We start from the raw sequence: 22,074 nt of genomic DNA, 5'->3' as shown, positions 1-22,074 counted from the left end.
TGACAGCAAATGTTTAAGAAGTGGTCAGCGTGGAAGTGGGTTTTGGGCTTTGTTGTAGGGCTTCCAGTCGGTGATTTCTGGATAATACATTTCACGCCACTTGCGCACGCGCGGGTGCATGACTTTGCGCCAAAGTGGTGGAAACATCGCAGCGACCGTCATGACCGGATACCCATAGGGCAGTTGCGGTGCCTGTGCGTCGGTGTAATTTTGCAGCACTGGAAAACGGCGGTCGGGTTTATAGTGGTGATCCGAGTGGCGTTGCAGATTGATCAACAACCAGTTCGAGGCCTTATGCGCAGCGTTCCATGAATGGTGCGGATGCACATGTTCATATTTGCCATCACCCAAGTGTTTCCGTGTCAAACCGTAGTGTTCGACATAATTGACCAATTCCAATTGCCAGATCGCCACGCCAGCCTGGATCAAAAACAAAGCAAGGCCGGTCCAGCCCCCCAAAATAACAGCAAGCCCGATACAACCGCCTTGCAACGCCCAATATTTGAAAAACGGGTTAGACCGATCAGACCACGGCAAATCCTTACGCGCCAGCATCCCCTTTTCGGCATTCCACGCAGACAGAAGGGACTGTCGCAAAACGCGGGGGTAAAACCGGTAAAAGCTTTCGTTCCAACGCGCTGTTACGGGATCTTTTGGTGTTGCGACATAACGATGGTGCACAAGCAGGTGTTCAGACCGGAAATGCGAATACAGGACCATCGCCAGCAAGGCGTCGCCCATAAAGCGTTCCAGTTTGTTTTTCTGATGCATCAGTTCGTGGCTATAGTTGATGCCAACAGTGCCTGTAATCACGCCCACGCCAAAGAAAAGCACGACTTTTTCTAAAGAAGACAGGTGTTCGGCAGGGGCCACATACCAAATCATTCCGAACAGGGTCAAAAATTGCAAAGGCACCCAAGCGATGGTGATGGCGCTGTACCAAAACAGATCATCGTCTGTTGCATCCAGATCGCCGTTTTCGGTGTTCAGGCCGATGGCGGCGTCCAGAAACGAAAACATATACCACGTAACGAGAGGCAGCAGTACAACCGTCCATCCCCCGTAAAATGCACCAACCCATGCCAAGGGGATAAGTGCTAGGGAAATGGCAAAAGGCAGGGCCCGTGTCAGCTTTGACAACTCTGCGGCGGGTATGGTCATGACGGCGTCCTTGGCTGTTCTTGCGTGAAGACTACGCTGAAACGGAACGTGTCTCAATGCGGCGGATTGGCGATCAAATCGAAGGCTTTGCGAAAGACTGTGGGCAAATCGGAAGGGCGGAATGCCTCGCGTGGAACAAATGTGCCTTGCGTGGGCGTGTTGTCGGTGTCTGCATGCAAAACGGTTAAGATCAGATGGAAATGCGTAAAAGTATGGCGCACCTCACTTGCAATCGGGGACCATTGGGCTTCGATCGGGGGCGCACCGGCCGGACGGTTATCTGCCACATCAACCCAATCTGATCCGGGCCACCCAAGCATGCCACCCAAAAGCCCCTTGTCGGGGCGGGTTTCCAACAGCCAAGCGCCATCGCTGCGCCGGGCCACATACACCGTGCCATGACGGACGGGTTTGGGTTTCTTAGGTGTCTTCTTGGGAAGATCCTGCGCCGTACCTGCTTGTCTTGCCAGACAGGGCGTGCGCCATGGGCATATGCCGCAGGCGGGGGATTTCGGGGTGCAAAGGGTGGCGCCCAAATCCATCACGGCTTGGGCGTAATCGCCAGGGCGGCTGTTTGGTGTCAACGCCTCGGCAAGGGTGGTCAATTCGGGTTTGGCGGCTGGTAATGGCGTGTGCACGTCGTACAACCGCGCCATGACGCGTTCGACGTTGCCATCCACAACGACATGGCGCAGGTCAAATGCGATAGAGCTGATGGCCGCCGCCGTATAGGGGCCGATGCCGGGCAGCTTTAGCAAAGCGGCATGATCGGCAGGGAAAATGCCACCATGCTCGGCCACGATCGCGCGGGCGCATTTCAACAAATTGCGGGCGCGGGCATAATATCCAAGACCTGCCCATTCGCCCATCACATCTGCGTCATCTGCCGCAGCAAGGGCGCTGATGGTGGGCCAGCGGTTGGTAAAGCGATTGAAGTATTCGGTGACAGCAGCGACTGTCGTTTGCTGCAACATGACCTCTGATAGCCATATTTTATAGGGGTCCGAACGAACGCCGGCCTGTTTTTCGGCGGGGGGCGTGCGCCACGGCATGGCGCGGGCATGCAGGTCATACCAATCCAGCAATTCTGTGCTCAGGTCACACAATGTTTATGATCCTTAACCAATCGTTTCGCTGGCGGTGCTGTGGGCATACGCTATGATGCAACCAAAGTTATCGTCGTTCTGAAGGGAACATAGCCGTGGCGCAGCGCCGTGCCAGTACAAAAGGGTTCAAACGCACCAGTTCTTTGCTGGGCGATCGTATCCGCACGGCCTCTGAGAGCCGGGGATTCGCGCAAAGTCGCCTTTTGACGCATTGGGCGGAAATTGCAGGGCCATCGGTGGCCGAAATCGCGCGCCCTGTCGAGGTGTCCTATACCCGCGGGGGCATGGGGGCGACGCTGACACTGCTGACCACCGGGGCGCAAGCCACGATGCTGGAAATGCAAAAGGAACAAATTCGCGCTAAGGTAAACGCCGTTTACGGCTACAATGCGATTGCGCGTGTTCGGATCACACAGACCGCACCAACCGGATTTGCAGAAGGGCAGGTGGCATTTGCGGCACGCAAAGCGGATACGGCCCCGGCACGTTTGGATCCGAAGGACGTGGCGCAAGCGGTGCAAACTGTTGCACCTGTCGCCGACGATGGTTTGCGCCAAGCGCTTGAACGTTTGGGCACCAACATTCTAACCCGTAAAACACATCCCTGAACTAAGGATATTTATTCTATGAAACGTATCATTCCTCTTGTCGTGGCCGCCTTGGTGGGCGTCGGCGCATACTTTGTTTTTGTGGCGCCATCGGGCCAAGACACCCCTGTCGCCGCCTCAACGGTGGTAGAACCTGTTGCAACGGCCGCGGACAACGCCGATGAAAATGCGGACCTCGACACATCTTTGATCCCGGATATGTCATTGGGGAATGCAGATGCGCCTGTTACGGTTATCGAATACGCATCCTACACCTGCCCACACTGCGCCAACTTCCACAGCGGTGTTTTCAAGGATCTGAAACGCGATTACATTGACACAGACAAAATCAACTTTGTGTACCGTGAAGTGTATTTCGACCGCTACGGCCTTTGGGCGTCTATGATTGCGCGCTGTGCCGGACCCGACAAATTCTTCGGGCTGACGGATTTGATCTATTCCGGGCAAAGCACATGGTCGCGTGCGGGTGAACCATCGGCCATCATCGGCGAACTGCGTAAAATTGGTCGCTTGGCAGGCTTAAGCGACGAAACCCTGCAAGCATGTCTTGAAGATGACACCAAAGCGCGGACGTTGGTGGCGTGGTATCAGGAAAATGCGGAAGAAGACGGGGTTCGTTCGACGCCCAGCTTCGTGATCAACGGCACAACCTACAACAACATGTCCTTTGAAGAAATGTCCAAGCTGATCGACGAAGCGGCCGAGTAATGGCAGCGCCCCTTGAAGGACTGCGCGTCGTTGAATTGGCGCGTGTTTTGGCGGGGCCTTGGGCTGGTCAAACGCTGTCTGATCTTGGGGCAACAGTCACCAAAGTAGAAAGCCCCGCTGGCGACGATACGCGCCAGTGGGGTCCGCCGTTTGTGACGCGCGATGACGATGTCTCTGCGGCATACTTCCATTCGACAAACCGTGGAAAAGCATCTGTCGTAGCAGATTTCAAAACCGCAGAGGGGCAGGCGCGGGTCAAAGCGCTTTTGCAAGACGCGGATATTTTGATTGAAAACTTCAAAGTTGGCGGATTGGCGAAATACGGGTTGGACTACGACAGCCTTAAAGCGGATTTCCCCGAACTGATTTACTGTTCGATCACGGGGTTCGGGCAAACCGGCCCCTACGCCCACCGCGCAGGATATGATTTCATCATCCAAGGCATGTCGGGGCTTATGTCAATTACGGGCGATCCGGACGGCCAGCCGCAAAAGTCAGGCGTTGCCATTACGGATATTTTCACCGGAGTATATGCCACAACGGCGATCTTGGCCGCCGTGCATCAACGTCATCAAACCGGCCGTGGGCAACATATTGATATGGCGCTTTTGGATGTGGCGGTGGGGATTACGTCGAACCAGGCCATGAACTACCTGACAACGGGCAAGGCACCGGGACGGATGGGCAATGCCCATATGAACCTGACGCCGTATCAAGTGTTTGATTGTGCGGACGGGCATATCATCATCGCCACGGGCAACGACGGTCAGTATCGGCGTCTGTGCCAGTTGTTGGGGCTGGACTGGATGACAACGGACAGCAAATTTCTGAAGAATGCCGACCGCATTGCCAACCGTGATGAAATGACCAAATTGCTGACGGCGGCCACAATTTTGCGCGACCGCGATGATCTGTTGGCGGCGTGCGAAGCCCAAGGCGTGCCTGCAGGTCCGATCAACGATATGGCGGATGTCATGGCCGATCCGCAGGTCAAAGCCCGAGAGATACAGATCGCGCTGGACGGGGTCCCGGGAATACGTACGCCTATCCGGTTTTCAGATGCGGAGCTTGCCTTGCATCGCCCTGCCCCAAAGCTGAACGAAGACGGCTGACCTGATCCAAAGGAAGCCCTAACGGGCTACGACATGTTTTGTTTGGGCTGCGTGGCTAGGGCTGCGGCAAGGCTTGAAGCTTCGTGTGCAGCGCATCTTCGTCGCCAAAGGTCAACCGAACGGGCAAGGTGATCACCTTGCCACGGTATGAGGGCGGCAGACGGGCAGCGTCTTTTTCTGTCGTGACCAATTGTGCGCCTTGCGACTTGGCTTCGGTCTCCATCCGCGACAACAGGGTTGTTGAAAGCGATTGGTGGTCGTCCAGCGCTTGTGTCGCCACCAGATCCGCACCCAAGCCGCGTAGGGTTTCAAAGAATTTTTCAGGATGACCAATGCCTGCGAAGGCGTAAAATGGCGTGTCCGTCCAGGTCATGCCGGTTTGCAGCGCGTCCAGTGACGCAGTGACATGGGGCGGGTGCGTGTCGGGCAATTTAGCGGCAAAGTCTTGCTGCGCCTGAATTGATCCGATGGACAGCAGCAAATCAGCCCGCGCCAGTCCCGTATCTACGGGTTCGCGCAGTGGTCCCGCAGGGATACAACGCCCGTTTCCAAACCCGCGTTCGGCGTCCACAACCACAATTGCCAAATCTTGCACCAAAGCGGGGTTTTGGAACCCATCATCCAAAACGATGACAGTCGCGCCATCTGCCTGTGCGGCTTTGGCCCCTGCGGCGCGGTCCTTGGCCACCCAGACATCTGCGAATGCAGCCAACAACAAAGGTTCATCGCCAACCTGAGCCGCGGTGTGCCTGTTGGGATCGACGCGAACCGGTCCAGCAAGCGATCCACCGTAACCGCGACTGACAACATGAGGGGTATGGAACATATCCCGCAGGCGCTCAACGCAGGCAATCACAGTAGGGGTTTTGCCGGTGCCTCCTGCGTTCAGATTGCCGACACACACCACCGGAACGTCCAGTTTTAGCGGTGTGCCCTGCGCCAAACGTCGGGCCGTGGCTGTGGCGTATAGCTTGCCCAAAGGCGCCAGCAGCATGGATTGCCAGCCGTTTCCTTTGCCCCAAAATGCAGGTTCGCGCATGGCCTAGCCCCTTCGTTGACGCGCATCTAGCGCGTCTTGGACCAGATCTACAATCCGGTCTGTGACAGCTGCACTTTCCGAAGCCACGTCCCATCCCGCCAACGCCATGGTTGCTGCATGATCCGGCGCCATCAACCGCGTGACAGCCACGCCCAATGCATTGGCGTCATTGACGATACGCGCCGCGCCGACTGTTGCCAGGCGCGTGTAGACGTTCAGATGGTTCCGCACGTTGGGGCCATACAAAACGGCGCTGCCCAAGGCCGCAGCCTGCATCGGGTCCAGCCCGCCTTTGCCAGCAACTAAGGAACTTCCCAAAAAGGACACCGGCGCACAGCGATACCACAGCCCCAATTCGCCCTGGGATGGTGCCAAAAGGACCTGACAGTTGTCATCGGGGAAGGCACCTTCGTCCCAATTTGCAAACCGCATGTTCTGGTCTTTCAGAATTGCGATGCAGTCGTTTTCCTGCGCGGGATCTGCAGGGTTCAGAACCAACAGCAAGCGATGGGACATACGAGACGCATGGCGGTGTGCTTCAAGGACAACGGAAACTTCTTCGGGCTGCACGGCAGCGGCATGCCATACCGGGCGCCCCTTTAAAACATCCGCCATTTCGTCAAAATCGGTTTGCGCAAAGGGCAATGCGATTGAGCTGGTCTGTAATGGGGCGGTTTGTTCCAAAATCTCGCTGGAACAGCCCAGCATGGTCAATCGCGTTGCTGCGACATCAGACCGGGCGATCACTTTGTCAAACAAGCCAAACATCCGGCGCGCAACATCGCGTCGCCAGCGGCTGCTAAGTTCGTCAAATCCGTTCTGACCGGCATTCACCAAAAGCAATGCAGCCCCTGAGTGCGCGGCGGCGTCGATGAAAGACTGTTGCAGATTGCCCCAAAGCCACAACGCAACATCAGGTTTCCAATGATCAATGAACTGACGGGCCGTGTCGGGGTGATCTTGCGGCAAGGTTTCACAGATCAGGTCCTTGCCAGCACAAAGAGGTCTGATTTTCCCGGCAACGGTCACGATGACGGTCAAATCCGGCAACGTCGCCGCCAACCGCCGGGCCAATGTCGCCGCGGTGTCTGCGCTGCCTTCTTCGGGGGCATGCATCCAGACCAAAGCGCCGGAAGGGCGCACCGCAGAAGTGGTATAGGGGGTAGACGCCCTGCGCCGCGATAGGGCGCGATATGCTGATAGTCCCAAACCAGTGACCATATTTGCCCTACCCCAAAGCCCAAAAGGCGTGGCTTTGGCAGCGGAACGCGAATGAATATGTGACGCTGTGCGTCATCGGCTTGATCCTTTCGGCTGCGCTTGTCAGTTTGCCCAATTGTGCCAATGGGTCAAGCCGGGTGCAATGCATCCAGAGTGTCGCGGTGCACCAAGGGGGTGCCAGCGATAACGCCGTTCAGTTGGGGCGTCGGATTGTTAAACGTCAAAGGGCGACCAGTGCGATCGCTGATGGTCCCCCCGGCTTCGGCAATGATCAATTCGCCCGCCGCAATGTCCCATTCCCACGTGGGCCGAAAGGTAAACATAACATCAAATCGCCCCTCGGCGATGCAGGCCATGCGGTAGGCCAATGACGGGCGGTAATTGAAATCAACATCTGGTGCGCCGTTCTTCCAGTTGCTGTCCTTCATCGCGGGACGTGTTGTCAAAACGGACGATTTGTGCAGCGTTTTCTGCGAAGACACCCGCATGTGTGTACCGTTCAGCGTGGCCCCTCCACCTTTGCGGGCGGCATATAGTTTGTCGCGTAAAGGCAGGTAAACCACGGCCGCAGTCACATGCCCTTTGTGTGCCACAGCAACAGAGTGCGCCCATGTCGGATCACCTGCAGCAAAACTGCGGGTGCCATCGATAGGGTCCACGATAAACACCGTGTCACAGTCCTGCCGCGCCGTAGAATCTTCGGTTTCCTCCGAAAGCCAGCCGTAATCGGGTCGGGCCTGACGCAACACTGCATGAAACATGTCGTTGACGGCCAGATCGGCCTCGGTCACGGGGCCCGCATCTTCGGGCTTGTCCCAGCGTTTGGCGGTTTTGCCTGCGTAGCTTGTCGCAATGCGCCCTGCAATCCGGCATGCATCGATCAGCAGGTCCAGATCATGATCCTGCAAGCGTCATCCCCGGCACCAAAAGCGATGGCACAACGCGGCTAAGATGCGTGCGTGCGTCATTGGCTGGTACAATTGAACGTAACATGTCGCGCAAATTGCCTGCGATGGTACATTCGTTGACTGCATAAGTGATTTCGCCGTTTTCAATCCACAGGCCTGCTGCGCCTCGTGAATAGTCGCCGGTGTTGGGGTTGATGGTTGAGCCGATCATTGAGGTGACAAGCAACCCGGTGCCCATTTCGCGGATCAGGTCTGCGCGGCTTGCGTCCCCTTGGGTCAACGCCACATTCCATGTCGCCGGGGACGGACCCGAAGACGGCCCGCGTGCGGCGTTGCCTGTTGACTGCATGTCCAGTTTGCGGGCGTTGGCCAGATCCAGTGTCCAGCCTGTCAGTGTGCCGTTGTCGATGATCTTGCGCACCTTCGTGGGCAACCCTTCGGCATCAAAGGGGCGCGAACCGCCGGCACGCTTGCGATGTGGGTCCTCAATGACGTCCAGCCCTTTGGGTAAAAGGTCTTCGCCCAATGCGTCGCGCAGCCATGTGGCACCACGCGCCACTGCGGCCCCGTTCGCGGCAGCCAGCATATGACCAATCAAACTGGCGGAAATGCGTTCGTCAAACAAAACGGGGTAGGTGCCGGTTTTGGGTTGGCGGGCATCCATGCGTTCCAGCACGCGCATGCCTGCTTCGGTGCCGATGTCTTGGGCGCTGCGCAAGTCGCCCTGAAAAATGCGGCTGTCACCAGAATAGTCGCGTTCCATCTGTGTGCCAGAGCCTGCAATGGCCACGCAGCTTATGGCGCGGTCTGTTCGGCTGTAACCACCTTCAAAGCCATTGGAGGCGGCCAAATAGACGTCGCGCGCACCATAGGCTGCGGTGGCCCCTTGGGCTTGGGTGACGCCTTTGACAGCCAATGCCGCAGCTTCGGCACGCATCGCGTCATCTTGCAAGGCTTCGGCGGTGGGTTCCGGGGTTGGATCGTATAGTTCCAGACCATCGGCGTTGCGCGTTTGGGTCAGCTGATCGGGGTTCGCAAGGCCGGCATAGGGGTCTTCCGGGGCTTCTTGTGCCATGGCCACGGCACGGACTGCCATTTCTTCGATGGTCCGGTCCGAGGTGTCTGAAGCGGACACGTTGGCGACTTTCTGGCCTACAAAAACCCGCAACCCCAGATCGACACCTTCGCTGCGTTCGGCATGTTCCAATGCGCCCGCCCGCACGTCGATGGAAACGGATGTGCCTTGCACCGCCATAGCGTCGGCTGCGTCCGCGCCAGCGGTTTTAGCTGCCTTTAACAAGGCTTGGGTCAGCACGTTCAGGGGCATTGGCATCGCAGTCTCCGCATTAGAGTTGTAGGTGAGGTAACGGTGCAGGGGGCAGGCTGCAAGGGTCGCGGGTGCAAAAGCGATGTAGCGCGCCGTGCACACGCAAAAGGCCGCACCATGAAGCGCGGCCTTGAGAGCTTGTAGAAAAGGGTTACTGGATGCGCTGACCGTTGGCCAGAATGTGACCTTGGTCGTTGAATTCGATTTTGGAATTCAACGTGTCTTCCCCTTCGCCTGGAACCGCGAACAGACCCATCATCATGCGTGCACCCATAGCTTGCTGTTCAGGCAAAAGGCCCATGGCGACCAGTTTGTCGATCAGCCCGTTGCCGCCCACAAGTTCCAGATCAACCGCGCCTTCGGGTTTCGGAATGCCGCCAAAGCTTACCAAATCGGTGTTGTCGAAGACAAAGTCACCTTTGCCTGACAACCGCGCACCCACAGCATCGACCACAAGGTTTTGTAAAGTCAGCGCGTTCAGCTCGCCCGGCACTGCGCCGCTGCTTTCCAAGGCGGCAGCTTGCGCTGGGTCAAAAAAGTCGAACAGCACCTTCGCTTTGCCGGTCAAGTCGATGGCAATGGTGGCCGGATCGCGTGGCAATTGGCCTGTTGGATCGAAAATGCCCCAGATCATATCAGACATGGTGAAATCGCCCATTTTGAACCCGAAGGCGAAATCTTGTTCTTCGTCCGATTTTTGCATGGGCATCGTCAAGTTGAACTTCGATTGCTGCATCTTGAAGCTGATGGGCAACGGTACGTCAGGCATCAGCATATTCACATCCAGCCCATTCTGGGTCACGTCATAGCGCAGACCTTCTTGGCCCATCGCAACGCCAATGTTCCCGCCTTGGGACGAGGTGCTGGCCGTGCCTGCGCCATCTGGCCCATCGAAGTTCAAGTTCATGTTGCCTGCCAGAAATCCGAAGGTGCCGGAAAAATCAAATCCCGCAGCCAGCAAGGCGCCGATATCCGTTGTCTGGCCGTCGGCTGGCAAATCGCCCACGCCGCCAAATGTCATACCTTGGGTCCCGCCCTTTAAAGCAAAGCGACCTTGGCCTTCGGGATCTACAAAGGCGGCGTCATAGGTAACCGCGCCGGATGTCATGGTTTGGTCGTAGGTGCGTTTGTCTGCAACCGTGATGTCGGTGGTGCCTTTGATGTCGGCCACGGACATCACAAAGCGCGCGGCGTCGGCAGGCAAGGTCGTGCCGTTCATGGCGACACTATCAAGGGTGATGTCCATTGTATCAGCGCTGTATGTATACGTCAGCGCAGACGGATCGCCTGACGCTACCATTTGGAAGTTTGCCGTGTCGTAGGACGCCGCGATATCAACAACCTCGCCAGTTTCGGTTTTGGTTTGCATTGTCAGGTCGGATTGCGGGGCCATCACAACATTCACGGTTCCATCGGCGTTGGTGACAAAATCAAGCGTTGGAATGGTGTAGCCAACAGTGCCTGCCTGACCCTCTAGAGGCAAAGACATAACCACATTGGAAACCGTCAACGTATTGCCGGAAACCGCTTCATCCGCGGTCAGGCCATAACCGAACCCTTCCATATACCCGCGCCAGTCGGCCCAAACATCTGCACCTGTCAGATCAGCAAAAGCGGCAGGGGCGCCAAGAAAAAGTGCAACAGCTGTTGAACAAGATAGCGTGTAAAAACGTGAGGAAGAAAGAGACATGGGACAAATTCCTGTAAAACTGGGATGCGTCATGGTTTCGCACTGCAGCAGCATGGTCAAGGGGGGGAATTACCCACCTTGAAAGCCCGTGCTCTGGACGCGCGGAGTGTCGCCCATTACCAATGCCCTTAAGCATGACAAAGGAAAGACCCGTTATGGATATGACAGGAAAAACAGTGATGATCACCGGCGCAAGCCGTGGCATCGGGGCAGAAGCTGCGCGTGTGTTCGCAGGCGCTGGGGCCAACGTTGCCCTGTTGGCGCGCAGTGCAGATGCTATTGGCGAAGTCGCGGGTGAAATCGGGGCGCAGGCCATCGCCATTCCCTGCGACGTCTCGCGATACTGGGAAGTCGAAGCAGCTGTGAATGCCACGATCACAGCCTTTGGTGGTTTGGATGTGTTGATCAATAATGCGGGCGTCATTGAACCGGTGGCCCATCTGGCCAATGCCGATCCAGATGCATGGTCCCATGTCATCGATATCAATCTGAAAGGTGTGTTCAACGGCATGCGGGCGGCTTTGCCCGTGATGCAAAAGGCCGGTGGTGGCAGCATTCTAACCATCAGTTCCGGTGCCGCCCACGGTCCGGTTGAAGCCTGGAGCCATTATTGCGCGTCCAAAGCGGCGGTTGCGATGCTGACGCAATGCGTGGACAAGGAAAACGGTGCGGAAGGTATTCGTGCAATCGGGCTGTCCCCGGGCACTGTCGCCACGCAAATGCAGCGCGAAATCAAAGCATCGGGGATCAATCCAGTAAGTCAATTGGCATGGGAAGATCACATTCCGGCAGATTGGCCAGCCAAAGCGTTGCTATGGATGTGCAGTGCGCAAGCTGACGCATATTGCGGACAGGAAATATCGTTGCGTGATGATGCCATTCGGGCCGCGGTGGGCTTGGCATGATCGAGCTTCATAAAGATGGCGGCATTTGGGTCGTGAAGATCAACCGCCCAGAAAAAGCCAATTCACTGACCCTTGCGATGCTGTCCGAACTGGCTGAAATCGCCGAAAGCGCCCAAGACGCGCAGGCCTTTGTTCTGACGGGTGAAGGGCGCGTATTCAGCGCCGGTGCCGATCTGGACGAAGCGCGGGCGGGGCTGGCTGTGTCGGATGTATGGGAACGCTTGTCAGGCGCGATTGCACGTTTACCCGGCCTGACGATCGCCGCGTTGAACGGTACGTTGGCGGGCGGTGCGATGGGGATGGCCTTGGCCTGTGACATGCGGATCGCCGTGCCGGGGGCCAAATTTTTCTATCCCGTGATGAAGCTGGGTTTTCTGCCGCAACCCTCTGATCCCAAGCGCATGGCGGCGTTGATCGGGCCTGCACGCACCAAGCTGATCTTGATGGGCGGGCAAAAAATCGAAGCCCCCGAGGCTTTGATCTTTGGCCTGATTGACCGGATCATAGATGGTGATGTTCTGGAAGCGGCCCAAACCCTGTGCGCGGATACAGTTGCGGCAAAACCGGAAATTGCCAAAGGGATCAAAGACATGTGTCAGGGGGCATGACCCTAGAGGACGCCATAGCCGCATGGGACTGCAAGTCGCGTGACGACATTTTGGCGGTGCACGGGACGTTTTGCAGCCGTGCCACTTACATGCTGGATTTGATCCGTATCGCACAAAATCCGGAACGGGCAGACGGGGCCACGTGGTTGATCAAACACGCATTGGAGCAGGGGCATGGCGTCGTTGATCCAATTGGAGTGATCCGTGCGGGGTCCCGCGCAACCACTTGGCCCGCACAGCTGCATGTTTTGCAACTGCTGCCGCGCCTTGGGATACCCGTAGGCGGCGTCGGATATACCGAAACCCTTGTGATGGCCGCTGTTGTCTCGCCAAAATCAATGGTGCGGGCATGGGGGTATGCCGGGTGTGATTTGTTGGGGATGTCTGTCGCATCCCATGGCCCAAAGATGGCGCTTGTTCTGGCCAAGGCACGCGGTACGGAAACCTCGGCGTCTGTGCTGGCACGTCTCAAGCGTTGTCAGCTTTAACTTGCGCTAAAGCTGCGTCTTCTGCATGACAGATTGAACACATCCGTAGGATAGCAAAAGGTGCGCCATGTTTGGGATTGATCTGTCGGGGCAACCTGAAATCGTCGTGCAAGTGGCAGGATACATCGAAGCAGGGTGGGAATTGGCGGCGTCGTGGTTGCTTAGTCCGGCGGCTTGGTCCCAGTTCGGTTTGCTGGTGGTGGCGTATTTTGCAGCACTTATGGTCACACGAAAATTGCGGCCATTGTTGGTGCGTGTTCTGGACCCCGGCGACAGCACACATTTGCTTGCGACGCCGCGCCGCTTTGTTATGGGGTTTTTGCCGCTTTTATTGCCATTGATGGCGTATGTGTTCACCGGAATCGGTGAAAGCATTGTGCGATCGTTGTTCGACAGCGGTGCTGTGATTGCCTTCGGAAAGCGTGTGTTTTTGTTCTTGGCGGTGCGGGCGCTTGTGCGCGACATCATCACAGATTCCTTCCTGAAGCTGATCGGGAAATATGTCTTTTTGCCCATCGCAGGCTTGTACGCTTTGGGAATGCTGGATGTGGCGCAAACACAATTGTCGGCTATGACCGTGCAGCTGGGAAATATCTCGTTTTCGGTCATGGCGCTTGTGCGTGGGTTGATCGCGGGGGCCTTGTTGTTCTGGTTGGGCCGTTGGTCAAACGAACAGTCCACTAACTTCATTTCCAAACAAGAGGAAATGCGGCCATCTATCCGGCAACTGGCTGTAAAATCAGTAGAATTCATTATCTTTGGTGTCGCCTTCCTGCTGTTGATGAACATCATGGGGATCAATTTAAGCGCCTTGGCCGTCCTTGGAGGGGCCATTGGTGTGGGTCTTGGGTTTGGTCTGCAAAAGATCGCGTCCAACTTCATTTCAGGCGTAATTTTGTTGGTGGAAGGGCAAGCCACCGTCGGTGATTACGTTGAATTGGACGGCGGCGAAGCTGGCACGATTGTGCGTATGACAGCCCGGGCCGCGATCTTGGAAACCTTCGATGGGCGCTGGATTGTCGTGCCAAACGAAGATTTCATTACGACGCGGGTGGTGAATTATTCGGATTCAGGATCAGCCAACCGCTATGAGGCCCCGTTTTCCGTCAGCTACGACACCGACATCAACATAGTGCCCGACATCATCAACGCCGCTGTGGCCGCGCACCCCGATGTGTTGAATGAACCCTATCCGGCGGATTGCGAATTGGTGGGCTTTGGCGACAGCGGCATCGATTTCACGGTCGAATTTTGGGTCAACGGCATCGACGACGGGCAGCATAAATACAAATCCCAAGTGCTGTTCATTGTGTGGAATGCTTTGAAAGATAACGGCATCCAAATTCCTTATCCGCACCGTGTTGTAGAATTCAAAGGCGCTATGCCGAAGATTGAGACATGAGCGTGCGCGCCAGCATCATTGGCGGCGGTCCTGCGGGTTTGATGGCTGCCGAAGTGTTGTCGCAGGCCGGGGCACAGGTGACTGTTTTTGATGCGAAACCATCCATGGGGCGTAAGTTCTTGATGGCGGGCAAGTCGGGATTGAACCTGACAACGGATGCGCCTTTGGAAGAGCTGTTGCCACGGTTCTACGAGGCTGCGGATCGCTTGAAGCCTATGATTGCGGACTTCGATGCCAAGGCCATTCAGGCGTGGGCCAAACGCTTGCAACAACCTGTTTTCACGGGCAGTTCGGGGCGGGTGTTTCCAGAGGCGATGAAAGCATCACCGCTGTTGCGGGCATGGTTTGCGCGACTGGATGCGCTTGGGGTGCGGCGAGTCACACGGGCGCGGTGGCAAGGTTGGGATGACGCAGGAGCGCTTGTTTTTGACCCTCCGCAGGAGGCGCAATTTATGCAGCCTGATGTCACAATTTTGGCGCTGGGCGGGGCCAGTTGGGCGCGATTGGGGTCGGACGGTGCTTGGGCAAATATGCTGAAGGATCGTGATGTTCCTATGACACCCTTCGGCGCATCCAATGTTGGCGTTTCGGTTGATTGGTCCACGCACATGCAGCGCCACTTTGGTGCGCCAATTAAGGCTGTCAAATGGACAGTAAACGGAATCCAAAGCCGCGGTGAAGCTGTTGTGTCTGCTCATGGACTTGAAGGTGGGGGCCTGTACCCTTTGGCGCGGCACATTGATGCGTCGACATCGCTGTTTGTCGACCTGTTACCTGATATGGATGCTGCGCAAATTGCAGAACGGCTGTCCAAAAAGCGTGGAAAGGCCAGTCTTTCAAACCACCTGCGCAAAGCGCTGCGGTTGTCTTCCGTCAAGATCGCGATGTTGCAGGAATGGTCTAGGCCAGTGCCACAGAATGCTGTTGCTTTGGCGGCGTTGATCAAGAATTTGCCAGTGGCCCACGCGGGCTTGCGCCCCATGGATCAAGCTATTTCCACACATGGCGGTGTTGCATGGAACGCCTTGGATGACGGTCTGATGTTGAAATCCATGCCAGGTGTCTTTTGTGCTGGTGAAATGGTTGATTGGGATGCCCCGACGGGCGGATATCTTTTGACCGGATGCTTTGCGACAGGCCGTTGGGCCGGACAAGCCGCCGCGCGGCGCCTGGGGCTGCTGTAAACCTTGTTATTCGGGGCTGCTGTCAGAAATTGGCAAGATGGTGGGATATGTCTTGCCGTGACCATGATCCAAAACAGGAGTTACGCGAATGCCTCGATCTGGAAGCTGCCTATGCGGCGCTGTCACATTTAAAATTGCCTCTGACGTTACGGACACAGGGGCATGTCATTGCGACATGTGCCGTAAATGGTCCGGCGGCGTATATCTTGGCATCGAAGTTGCCCCTGACAACATGTCCATCGAAGGTGCGGGCAACATCACGCATTTTGCATCGTCAGACTGGGCCGAGCGGGGGTTTTGCAGCACATGTGGCAGCAGCTTGTTCTATCGCATCACATCCCCCGGTCCGCACAGCGGCACCTATCACGTGGCCATGGGCGCGTTGGATGATGTATCTGGCATCGATTTGAAGGGCGAAGTTTTCATTGATAGTAAACCGGATGGATACAGTTTTGCGGAAGAGACCGAGCAATTCACGGGTGCCGAATTGATGGCTTTGTTTGCACCGCCTGCTTGAAAACGCTTTTCCATTGTCGCTGTATTTGCGTCGTTTGATTTGCGGCTCTGCCGCCGGTGCGGCGCACCTTCCCCCCCCGAAATTTTTCAGGAAAAAGAACTGGAAGGTTTATTCTAGCGTGCGCCCAACATAGCCAAGCGGATGAAAGCACGTTCCACCAGCGCCATGGCCGGCGCATTTTGGCCTGCGGACCTAAGTTGCAGGTCGGTGTCTGTCAGCACAGTCAGCGCCGTCTCCAGCTTGAACGGCCCCCAGCGTCTGGCCTGTGCGATGATCCGGTCCTTGTTTGAGCCCCAGATATTGGGGCGCCCTGTCGTGTCACAAACCACTTTGTGCATTGAGCGGAAATGACGCATAGCGCCGATGCACAGTGAAACGGCGTTCACCCCCTGCGCTTGTAGCTTCGCCAGAACGGGGCCGATTTGATCAGCTTTTGCATCGGCCACCACCATCAGGATGTCGTCGATGTCTGCTTCTGTCGAGGTTGGGGCACAGGCCGCCACGTCATCCGCGCTAAGCGGTTCGGGGTCGTTCCATTTGTACAGCGTGATTTTTTCCAGCGTTTGGCGGAAATCGCCCGGATCCAAAGCCTGCGCCAGATCGCTCAGCACCGCCATTACGTCACCTTGAGGCACTTGGAGGCCCGAGGCTTGCAAGGCCAATTCAATTTCTTGCCGCGTGGGCGGGTTGTCGTAGATGCCAACAGCATAGGCGTTGCGGTGGCTTTCAAACGCTTTTCGTGTCTTCGACGTTGGTTTCAGCGTCCCCGCTGTCACGACGATCTGCGCATCCCCCGACTGCCAGTTGTCCAACGCGTCAATGATTGTGGCGTCCACATAGCTGTTGGCGTCTTCGACAAATGCGACGCGGGGGCCTGGGAAAAAGCCGATTGCCTTGATCGCGTCCATCAACAGGGCAGGCTCTTTGCGCAAGTCGCCCGCAGGGATTCGCGTAAGCCGCATTTCCTCTTCGCCTTGGGGACCGATCAGCGCCGCGATCACCTCTTGTCGCTTCAAAGCCACACGCATGGGGTCTGATCCGTAAATCAGCAATCCGGTTTTGTCGGTTTCGGGCTTTGAGAAATAACCGGTTGCCTGCCCGCCGCTCAGCTTCACAAGGAGGCCTGTGTTTGCAATTCGGCCACAAGCTTGTCGCCCAGAATGACCATCAATCGTTCACTGGCGTCCCGTTCCGCAGCCAAAGCCGCCACAGGCGTGCCTGTCGCAGAATACCCTGTGAAACTTTCGACTTGCCCGGATGCTGCAATCGCGCCCGTGCTTTTGTTGATCAACGTATAATCTGCCGTCCCGATCAGGTTGTAGCGTTCAATCACACCATCGGCGTCAATGGCCAGCGACACTTCTTGCGTTTTGACTGTCACGGATAGGGCAAAAGCCGCGTCATTTGTGCGCCCCAACCGCGTTTCCAGATGTCGGGTGATCAGATAGCCGTTGCGCGTCAGGGGTTCATCGACCAGCACCCGGTTTTGCAGCTGTGTGCCAACCCCGTCCGGGCCATACACGGGCGTGAACCCGCAAGACGCCAATGGCAAAGCTGCGACAAGCAATATCTGCGCTGTTTTAAACGACCACATTCACAATCCGTCCCGGCACAACGATCACCTTTTTGGGCTGTCCACCGTCCAAGGCCTTTTGCACAGCTTGGCTGGCCAAGGCGATCTTTTCAACCTCGTCTTTGGGCATGTCGGCGGGCACTTCGATTTCGCCACGCCGTTTGCCGTTCACTTGGATCGGCAGGGTCACGGTGTCATCGACCAGCATTTTGTCGTCGGCCTTGGGCCATGGGGCGGTTGTGACCAGCCCTTCGCCGCCTTGATGCGCCCAGATGTCTTCCGCGAGGTGCGGCGTCATAGGTGCCATGAGCTGCGCCAACGTCATGACCGCTTCGCGTTGCGCGGCGTGGCTGGCTTTGGATTTTTGTAGTGCTGCGGTGAAGGCGTAAAGTTTCGCGATGGCCGCATTAAACCCAAAGCTTTCGACGCCCATGGTCACATCATGGATGGTTTTGTGCATGATTTTGAGCAGTGCATCATCGTCTTTGCCGGCCGCATCCTTGTCCATCGCACCGATCCGGTCGCAGATGTTCCAGACCCGGTTGAGGTGCTTATAAGCGGCTTCGGCGCCTGATGCGGTCCATTCCACGTCCCGTTCGGGGGGGGAATCAGACAAAACGAACCAGCGCGCTGTGTCAGCGCCGTAATTCGCGATGATTCCAAGCGGGTCGACCACGTTTTTCTTGGATTTTGACATTTTAACGGAAGAGAAGATCTCGATCTTTTCACCAGTATCTTTTTTCACACGCGCATCACGATCCACTTCTTCAGGGAAAAAGAACGGTCCACGTTTTTCGTCACCACCCTCAGGTGTATAGCATTCATGTGTCACCATGCCTTGGGTGAACAGCGCGTCGAAGGGTTCAATCGCGCTTTCGGGCAGGTGTCCGGTGATCTGCATCGCGCGTGCAAAGAAGCGGGAATAGAGCAGGTGCAAGATCGCGTGTTCGATCCCGCCGATGTATTGATCGACGTTCATCCAATAAGCGGCGTCCTCGGCCACGGTGGGCGTGTCGGCGCGGGGCGACGTGAAGCGGGCGAAATACCAAGAGCTGTCCACGAAGGTGTCCATCGTATCGGTTTCGCGTTTGGCAGGCTTGCCGCAAGACGGGCAAGGGACGTCGCGCCATGTTGGGTGGCGGTCAAGCGGGTTGCCGGGCGTGTCGAATTCGACGTCATAGGGCAGTTCAACCGGCAGGTTTTCTTTCTTTTCCGGTACGACGCCGCAAGTGTCGCAATGAACGACGGGGATCGGTGCGCCCCAGTAGCGTTGGCGGGACAGACCCCAATCGCGCAGGCGATATTTGGTGACGCCTTGACCAACGCCTTTACCTTCGCAGAAGTCGATTGCGGCGGCGATGGCGTCATTGCCGGTTTGCCATGCCTCGCCTGCGAAGCCGCCGTTGTAGAAAACCTTGTCGGTTTTGGCAGGCACGTAGGCCTCAGTCACCTTTGGGTCTGAGTCTTCAGACGGCAGATAGGTCGAGATGATGGGCAGCGCATATTTGGTGGCAAATTCAAAGTCGCGTTCGTCATGGGCGGGGCAGCCGAAAATCGCGCCTGTGCCGTAGTCCATCAGGATGAAGTTGGCGACGTAGACGGGCAATTCCCAATCGGTGTCAAAGGGATGGCGCACGCGCAGGCCTGTATCAAAACCCATCTTCTCAGCGGTTTCGATTTCAGCGGCGGTGGTGCCCCCCTTGCGGCATTCGGCGTTGAAGGCAGCGAGGTCGGCGTTGTCTTTTTCAAGTTGTTTGGCCAGCGGATGGTCCGGCGATATGCCCACAAAGGACGCGCCCATCAACGTGTCGGGGCGTGTTGTGTAGACCTCGACGCGGTCAAAGCCGTCAGGCGCGTCGATGGTCGAAAAGGCAAATTGCAGACCACGCGATTCGCCGATCCAGTTTTCCTGCATCAAACGGACTTTGGCAGGCCAGTTTTCGAGACCTTGCAGGGCTTCGTTCAGTTCGCCCGCATAATCGGAGATTTTGAAGAACCATTGCGTCAGGTCGCGCTTTTCAACCTCGGCACCCGATCGCCAGCCTTTGCCGTCGATGACCTGTTCGTTGGCCAGAACCGTCATGTCGACAGGGTCCCAGTTTACTTGGGCATTTTTGCGGTGAATCAGACCAGCTTCAAGGAAATCAAGGAACAGGGCCTGCTGTTGGCCGTAGTATTCGGGGTCACATGTGGCGAATTCACGGGACCAGTCGATGGACAGGCCCAGCGGTTTCATTTGCCCGCGCATGTCTTTGATGTTGCCGTAGGTCCAGTCTTTGGGGTGGCCGCCAATGGCCATGGCGGCGTTTTCGGCGGGCATCCCAAAGGCGTCCCAGCCCATGGGGTGCAGCACGTTGTGGCCTGTCGACATCTTATACCGCGCGATCACGTCGCCCATTGTATAGTTGCGCACGTGGCCCATGTGGATGCGACCCGAAGGGTAGGGGAACATTTCCAGCACGTAATACTTGGGCTTGGTTTCGTCGCGCTTGGCGGTGAAAATGCCAGCCTTGTCCCAGGCGGTTTGCCAACGGGCTTCGATTTCAGCGGGTGTGTAAGTGGCCATGTGGGTCGTCCCATATACGTGTGGGGTGGAAAGCAAAACGCCGGGCGAAAGGGCCCGGCGCATCGTGTAAGGTGAAACAGCTTTGATTTAAAGCTTGTTATCCGCGATGCGCAGTTGCCGCGCGCGCGATAGAATAGCGTCTTCGATGGCGCGGGTTGTCGCCGCAGGGGCTGTGCCACCGCGTGTTTGCAGTGCCACGTTCAAAGACCGTGCATCCAGCGCCGGGTCTTTGATCAAAACGGTGGCGCGGTAAGACCGACCGCCATTGGGCGGGGTGCCATAGCCTGTGACGATGACGCCGGTGTAAGGGTCAATGGTTTGGATCGGCAGGAAATCGAGAACTTCAATCGTTGCAGCCCAGATGTATTTGTTCACAAGAACATTGGTTTCTGTGCTTTTGCGGTTGAAGGCATTCCAGATGGTGTTTTCCGTATCCAGATTGTTGGGGTTGGTTGGATCGGTGTATTGATTTGGGCGCTCGGTGGCGGGTTTGCCGCGCAGGATGCTATTGTTGCCCCCACAGGCGACCAACGACCCCAAGGCCGCTACCGCTACTGTGCATTTGATCAAGGTGAGTGCCCGCATGTGCCCTGTCCCATTGCTTGTTTCCCTTTGATCTACAGAAGCAGGGCAGTTGGGGCAAGCGCCTTATCATGTGTATAACAAGCCGTATGAAATGGTATTTTCGCAGTTGGGGGAATTGTGGCGAAAGGAAGTGTGGCAAAGCTGCACCATTATTTGGCACTTTGCATCAAGGGCGTGTGCAATGCTTGCCAACAGAGGGGCGAAAAGGTGAAACACCATTCATACCCTCTCCGGATTCCCCGGTTTGGGCATTGTGAATTGAAAAACCGAGGGAAAACTCATGAAAAAAGTTCTCTTCGCTACGACAGCTCTGGTGGCAACAGCCGGCGTCGCAGCAGCAGACGTAACATTCGGCGGCTACGGTCGCTTTGGTATCCTGTACACAGACACAGCAGCTGGTGACACAACAGACATCACAAGCCGTTTCCGCCTGCAGATCGACGCAACAGCAGAATCTGACGCTGGCGTCACATTCGGTGCACGCGTTCGTATCCAACAGGACAACGACGGTTCCGCAGACGGTACAACAACGTCCGGCACAGCATCCGACGCTGACGGCGACGGCGACAACGACTTCCGCGGTCGTCAAGAAACAGGCATCAACGGCGTTCGTTTCTTCGCACGTTCCGGTGGTCTTGAAGTTGGTGTTGGTAACATCTTTGGCGCGTTGGAATTCATGCCAGGCATGTACCCAATCGACTTGGGTCTGACAGGTCACACATATGACTACACAGCATACAACTTCCGCGGCGACGCGTACGACTCCGACACAGGCGGCGCAGCCGGTCTGAACGGTGTTGAAGTTATGTACTCTGTTGGTGACTTCTCCATGCACGTGTCTGCTTCTGACACAAGCGACCGTTTGGCAGCGCACTTCGCGTACACATTCTCCGGTTGGACAGTTGCTTTGGGTCTGCAAGACTCTGACAACGCTGCGGACACAGAATGGGCGTTGTCTGTTGGTGGTTCCGTTGGTATCGCAGACCTGTCGTTTGCATATGCCAAAAACGGCGACGACAACAACCTGACAACTGCAGCCGGTAACGGCGACCACTGGGTTCTGGCAGCTCGCTTCGACGTAGGCGCAGCCACAAACATCGAAGCATATGTTGCTGATGCGGATTACTTCGCTGAAACATCCTACGGTGTTGACTTCAACCACGATCTCGGTGGCGGTACATCCTTGCGTGGCGGTATCTCTTCCGACCGTAACGACGTAACACGTCTTGACTTGGGTGTTCGCTTCAACTTCTAAGTTGAACGTCACTTAATCGAATTGAGGCGGCCTTTCGGGGTCGCCTCTTTTCGTTTGTGCCCTCTTTTTTCGCGGCGTTCTCTTTCATTTTCCTGTGAAGTATTATTTGAG

General features: G+C 56.5%; 21 protein-coding genes. 10 read left to right on the top strand and 11 right to left on the bottom strand.

The window, feature by feature from the left end; all coding sequences use genetic code 11:
• Nucleotides 1-24: 24 nt before the first annotated feature.
• Together ABJL60_RS16700 and mutY are read right to left on the bottom strand one after the other, a co-directional pair.
• Nucleotides 25-1,161 carry an alkane 1-monooxygenase gene (locus ABJL60_RS16700; protein WP_348375741.1) on the bottom strand — a complete coding sequence of 379 codons (1,137 nt, stop codon included), beginning with the start codon at nt 1,159-1,161 and terminating at the stop codon, nt 25-27.
• A gap of 53 nt (nt 1,162-1,214) precedes the next feature.
• On the bottom strand, nt 1,215-2,267 hold the full coding sequence (gene mutY / locus ABJL60_RS16695) for an A/G-specific adenine glycosylase (RefSeq protein WP_348375743.1): 1,053 nt from the start codon (nt 2,265-2,267) through the stop codon (nt 1,215-1,217).
• 95 nt (nt 2,268-2,362) lie between these two features.
• Here mutY and ABJL60_RS16690 point away from each other — a divergent pair, with 95 nt between their 5' ends.
• From ABJL60_RS16690 to ABJL60_RS16680, 3 genes are read left to right on the top strand one after another with little or no spacing between them, the layout of a single operon-like run.
• Nucleotides 2,363-2,875, top strand: coding sequence for a DciA family protein (locus ABJL60_RS16690; RefSeq protein WP_108829879.1), 513 nt, complete (start codon nt 2,363-2,365; stop codon nt 2,873-2,875).
• A gap of 18 nt (nt 2,876-2,893) precedes the next feature.
• Nucleotides 2,894-3,583: a thioredoxin domain-containing protein gene (locus ABJL60_RS16685; protein WP_348291052.1), complete on the top strand. Its 690-nt coding sequence runs from the start codon at nt 2,894-2,896 to the stop codon at nt 3,581-3,583.
• A complete protein-coding gene (locus ABJL60_RS16680; RefSeq protein WP_348375745.1) occupies nt 3,583-4,695 on the top strand; it encodes a CaiB/BaiF CoA-transferase family protein in 1,113 nt (370 codons plus the stop codon). The genes ABJL60_RS16685 and ABJL60_RS16680 overlap by 1 nt, the downstream gene beginning before the upstream one ends.
• Nucleotides 4,696-4,750: 55 nt before the next feature.
• Here ABJL60_RS16680 and lpxK read toward each other — a convergent pair whose 3' ends face one another.
• The 5 genes from lpxK to ABJL60_RS16655 all read right to left on the bottom strand — a co-directional run bounded on the left by lpxK (nt 4,751) and on the right by ABJL60_RS16655 (nt 10,880).
• Nucleotides 4,751-5,734, bottom strand: a complete 984-nt coding sequence (lpxK, locus tag ABJL60_RS16675; protein WP_348375747.1) for a tetraacyldisaccharide 4'-kinase — start codon at nt 5,732-5,734, stop codon at nt 4,751-4,753.
• 3 nt (nt 5,735-5,737) lie between these two features.
• A complete protein-coding gene (locus ABJL60_RS16670; RefSeq protein WP_348375749.1) occupies nt 5,738-6,943 on the bottom strand; it encodes a glycosyltransferase N-terminal domain-containing protein in 1,206 nt (401 codons plus the stop codon).
• A 140-nt stretch (nt 6,944-7,083) separates the two neighbouring features.
• A complete protein-coding gene (locus tag ABJL60_RS16665; protein ID WP_348375751.1) occupies nt 7,084-7,863 on the bottom strand; it encodes a 3'(2'),5'-bisphosphate nucleotidase CysQ in 780 nt (259 codons plus the stop codon).
• Entirely contained in the window at nt 7,850-9,196 is a 1,347-nt protein-coding gene (locus tag ABJL60_RS16660) for a TldD/PmbA family protein (protein WP_348375753.1), read from the bottom strand. Before ABJL60_RS16660 ends, ABJL60_RS16665 begins: the two co-directional genes overlap by 14 nt.
• Nucleotides 9,197-9,341: 145 nt before the next feature.
• Nucleotides 9,342-10,880 carry a DUF2125 domain-containing protein gene (locus ABJL60_RS16655; protein WP_348375755.1) on the bottom strand — a complete coding sequence of 513 codons (1,539 nt, stop codon included), beginning with the start codon at nt 10,878-10,880 and terminating at the stop codon, nt 9,342-9,344.
• Nucleotides 10,881-11,035: 155 nt separating this feature from the next.
• Between ABJL60_RS16655 and ABJL60_RS16650 the strand changes: the two genes are divergently transcribed.
• From ABJL60_RS16650 to ABJL60_RS16625, 6 genes are all read left to right on the top strand, one after another.
• Nucleotides 11,036-11,785, top strand: a complete 750-nt coding sequence (locus tag ABJL60_RS16650) for an SDR family oxidoreductase (RefSeq protein WP_348291038.1) — start codon at nt 11,036-11,038, stop codon at nt 11,783-11,785.
• Nucleotides 11,782-12,393, top strand: a complete 612-nt coding sequence (locus tag ABJL60_RS16645) for an enoyl-CoA hydratase/isomerase family protein (protein ID WP_348375757.1) — start codon at nt 11,782-11,784, stop codon at nt 12,391-12,393. The genes ABJL60_RS16650 and ABJL60_RS16645 overlap by 4 nt, the downstream gene beginning before the upstream one ends.
• Complete coding sequence (locus ABJL60_RS16640) at nt 12,390-12,881, top strand: hypothetical protein (RefSeq protein ID WP_348291035.1); 492 nt, start codon at nt 12,390-12,392, stop codon at nt 12,879-12,881. The genes ABJL60_RS16645 and ABJL60_RS16640 overlap by 4 nt, the downstream gene beginning before the upstream one ends.
• Nucleotides 12,882-12,948: 67 nt before the next feature.
• On the top strand, nt 12,949-14,283 hold the full coding sequence (locus ABJL60_RS16635; RefSeq protein ID WP_348291033.1) for a mechanosensitive ion channel domain-containing protein: 1,335 nt from the start codon (nt 12,949-12,951) through the stop codon (nt 14,281-14,283).
• Nucleotides 14,280-15,467: a TIGR03862 family flavoprotein gene (locus ABJL60_RS16630; protein ID WP_348375759.1), complete on the top strand. Its 1,188-nt coding sequence runs from the start codon at nt 14,280-14,282 to the stop codon at nt 15,465-15,467. Before ABJL60_RS16635 ends, ABJL60_RS16630 begins: the two co-directional genes overlap by 4 nt.
• 88 nt (nt 15,468-15,555) lie before the next feature.
• A complete protein-coding gene (locus ABJL60_RS16625; protein WP_348291029.1) occupies nt 15,556-15,984 on the top strand; it encodes a GFA family protein in 429 nt (142 codons plus the stop codon).
• A 113-nt stretch (nt 15,985-16,097) separates the two neighbouring features.
• Here the strand turns inward: ABJL60_RS16625 and holA are convergent, their stop codons facing one another.
• The 4 genes from holA to ABJL60_RS16605 form a co-directional block, all read right to left on the bottom strand.
• Nucleotides 16,098-17,099: a DNA polymerase III subunit delta gene (holA, locus tag ABJL60_RS16620; RefSeq protein ID WP_348375761.1), complete on the bottom strand. Its 1,002-nt coding sequence runs from the start codon at nt 17,097-17,099 to the stop codon at nt 16,098-16,100.
• Nucleotides 17,096-17,578 carry an LPS assembly lipoprotein LptE gene (gene lptE, locus ABJL60_RS16615; protein ID WP_348291025.1) on the bottom strand — a complete coding sequence of 161 codons (483 nt, stop codon included), beginning with the start codon at nt 17,576-17,578 and terminating at the stop codon, nt 17,096-17,098. Before lptE ends, holA begins: the two co-directional genes overlap by 4 nt.
• Nucleotides 17,565-20,123 (bottom strand): leucine--tRNA ligase, encoded by a 2,559-nt coding sequence (gene leuS, locus ABJL60_RS16610; protein WP_348375763.1) that lies wholly within the window; start codon nt 20,121-20,123, stop codon nt 17,565-17,567. The genes lptE and leuS overlap by 14 nt, the downstream gene beginning before the upstream one ends.
• An 87-nt stretch (nt 20,124-20,210) precedes the next feature.
• Entirely contained in the window at nt 20,211-20,708 is a 498-nt protein-coding gene (locus ABJL60_RS16605; protein WP_108829862.1) for a DUF3576 domain-containing protein, read from the bottom strand.
• Nucleotides 20,709-20,988: 280 nt separating this feature from the next.
• Here ABJL60_RS16605 and ABJL60_RS16600 point away from each other — a divergent pair, with 280 nt between their 5' ends.
• Nucleotides 20,989-21,963, top strand: a complete 975-nt coding sequence (locus tag ABJL60_RS16600) for a porin (protein WP_348375765.1) — start codon at nt 20,989-20,991, stop codon at nt 21,961-21,963.
• Nucleotides 21,964-22,074 lie beyond the last annotated feature (111 nt).

This window comes from Ascidiaceihabitans sp. (assembly GCF_039986515.1).
In the GTDB taxonomy this organism is placed as follows: domain Bacteria; phylum Pseudomonadota; class Alphaproteobacteria; order Rhodobacterales; family Rhodobacteraceae; genus Ascidiaceihabitans.
Note: the sequence above shows the minus strand (reverse complement) of the source record. Positions and strands in the feature narration are given on the sequence as shown.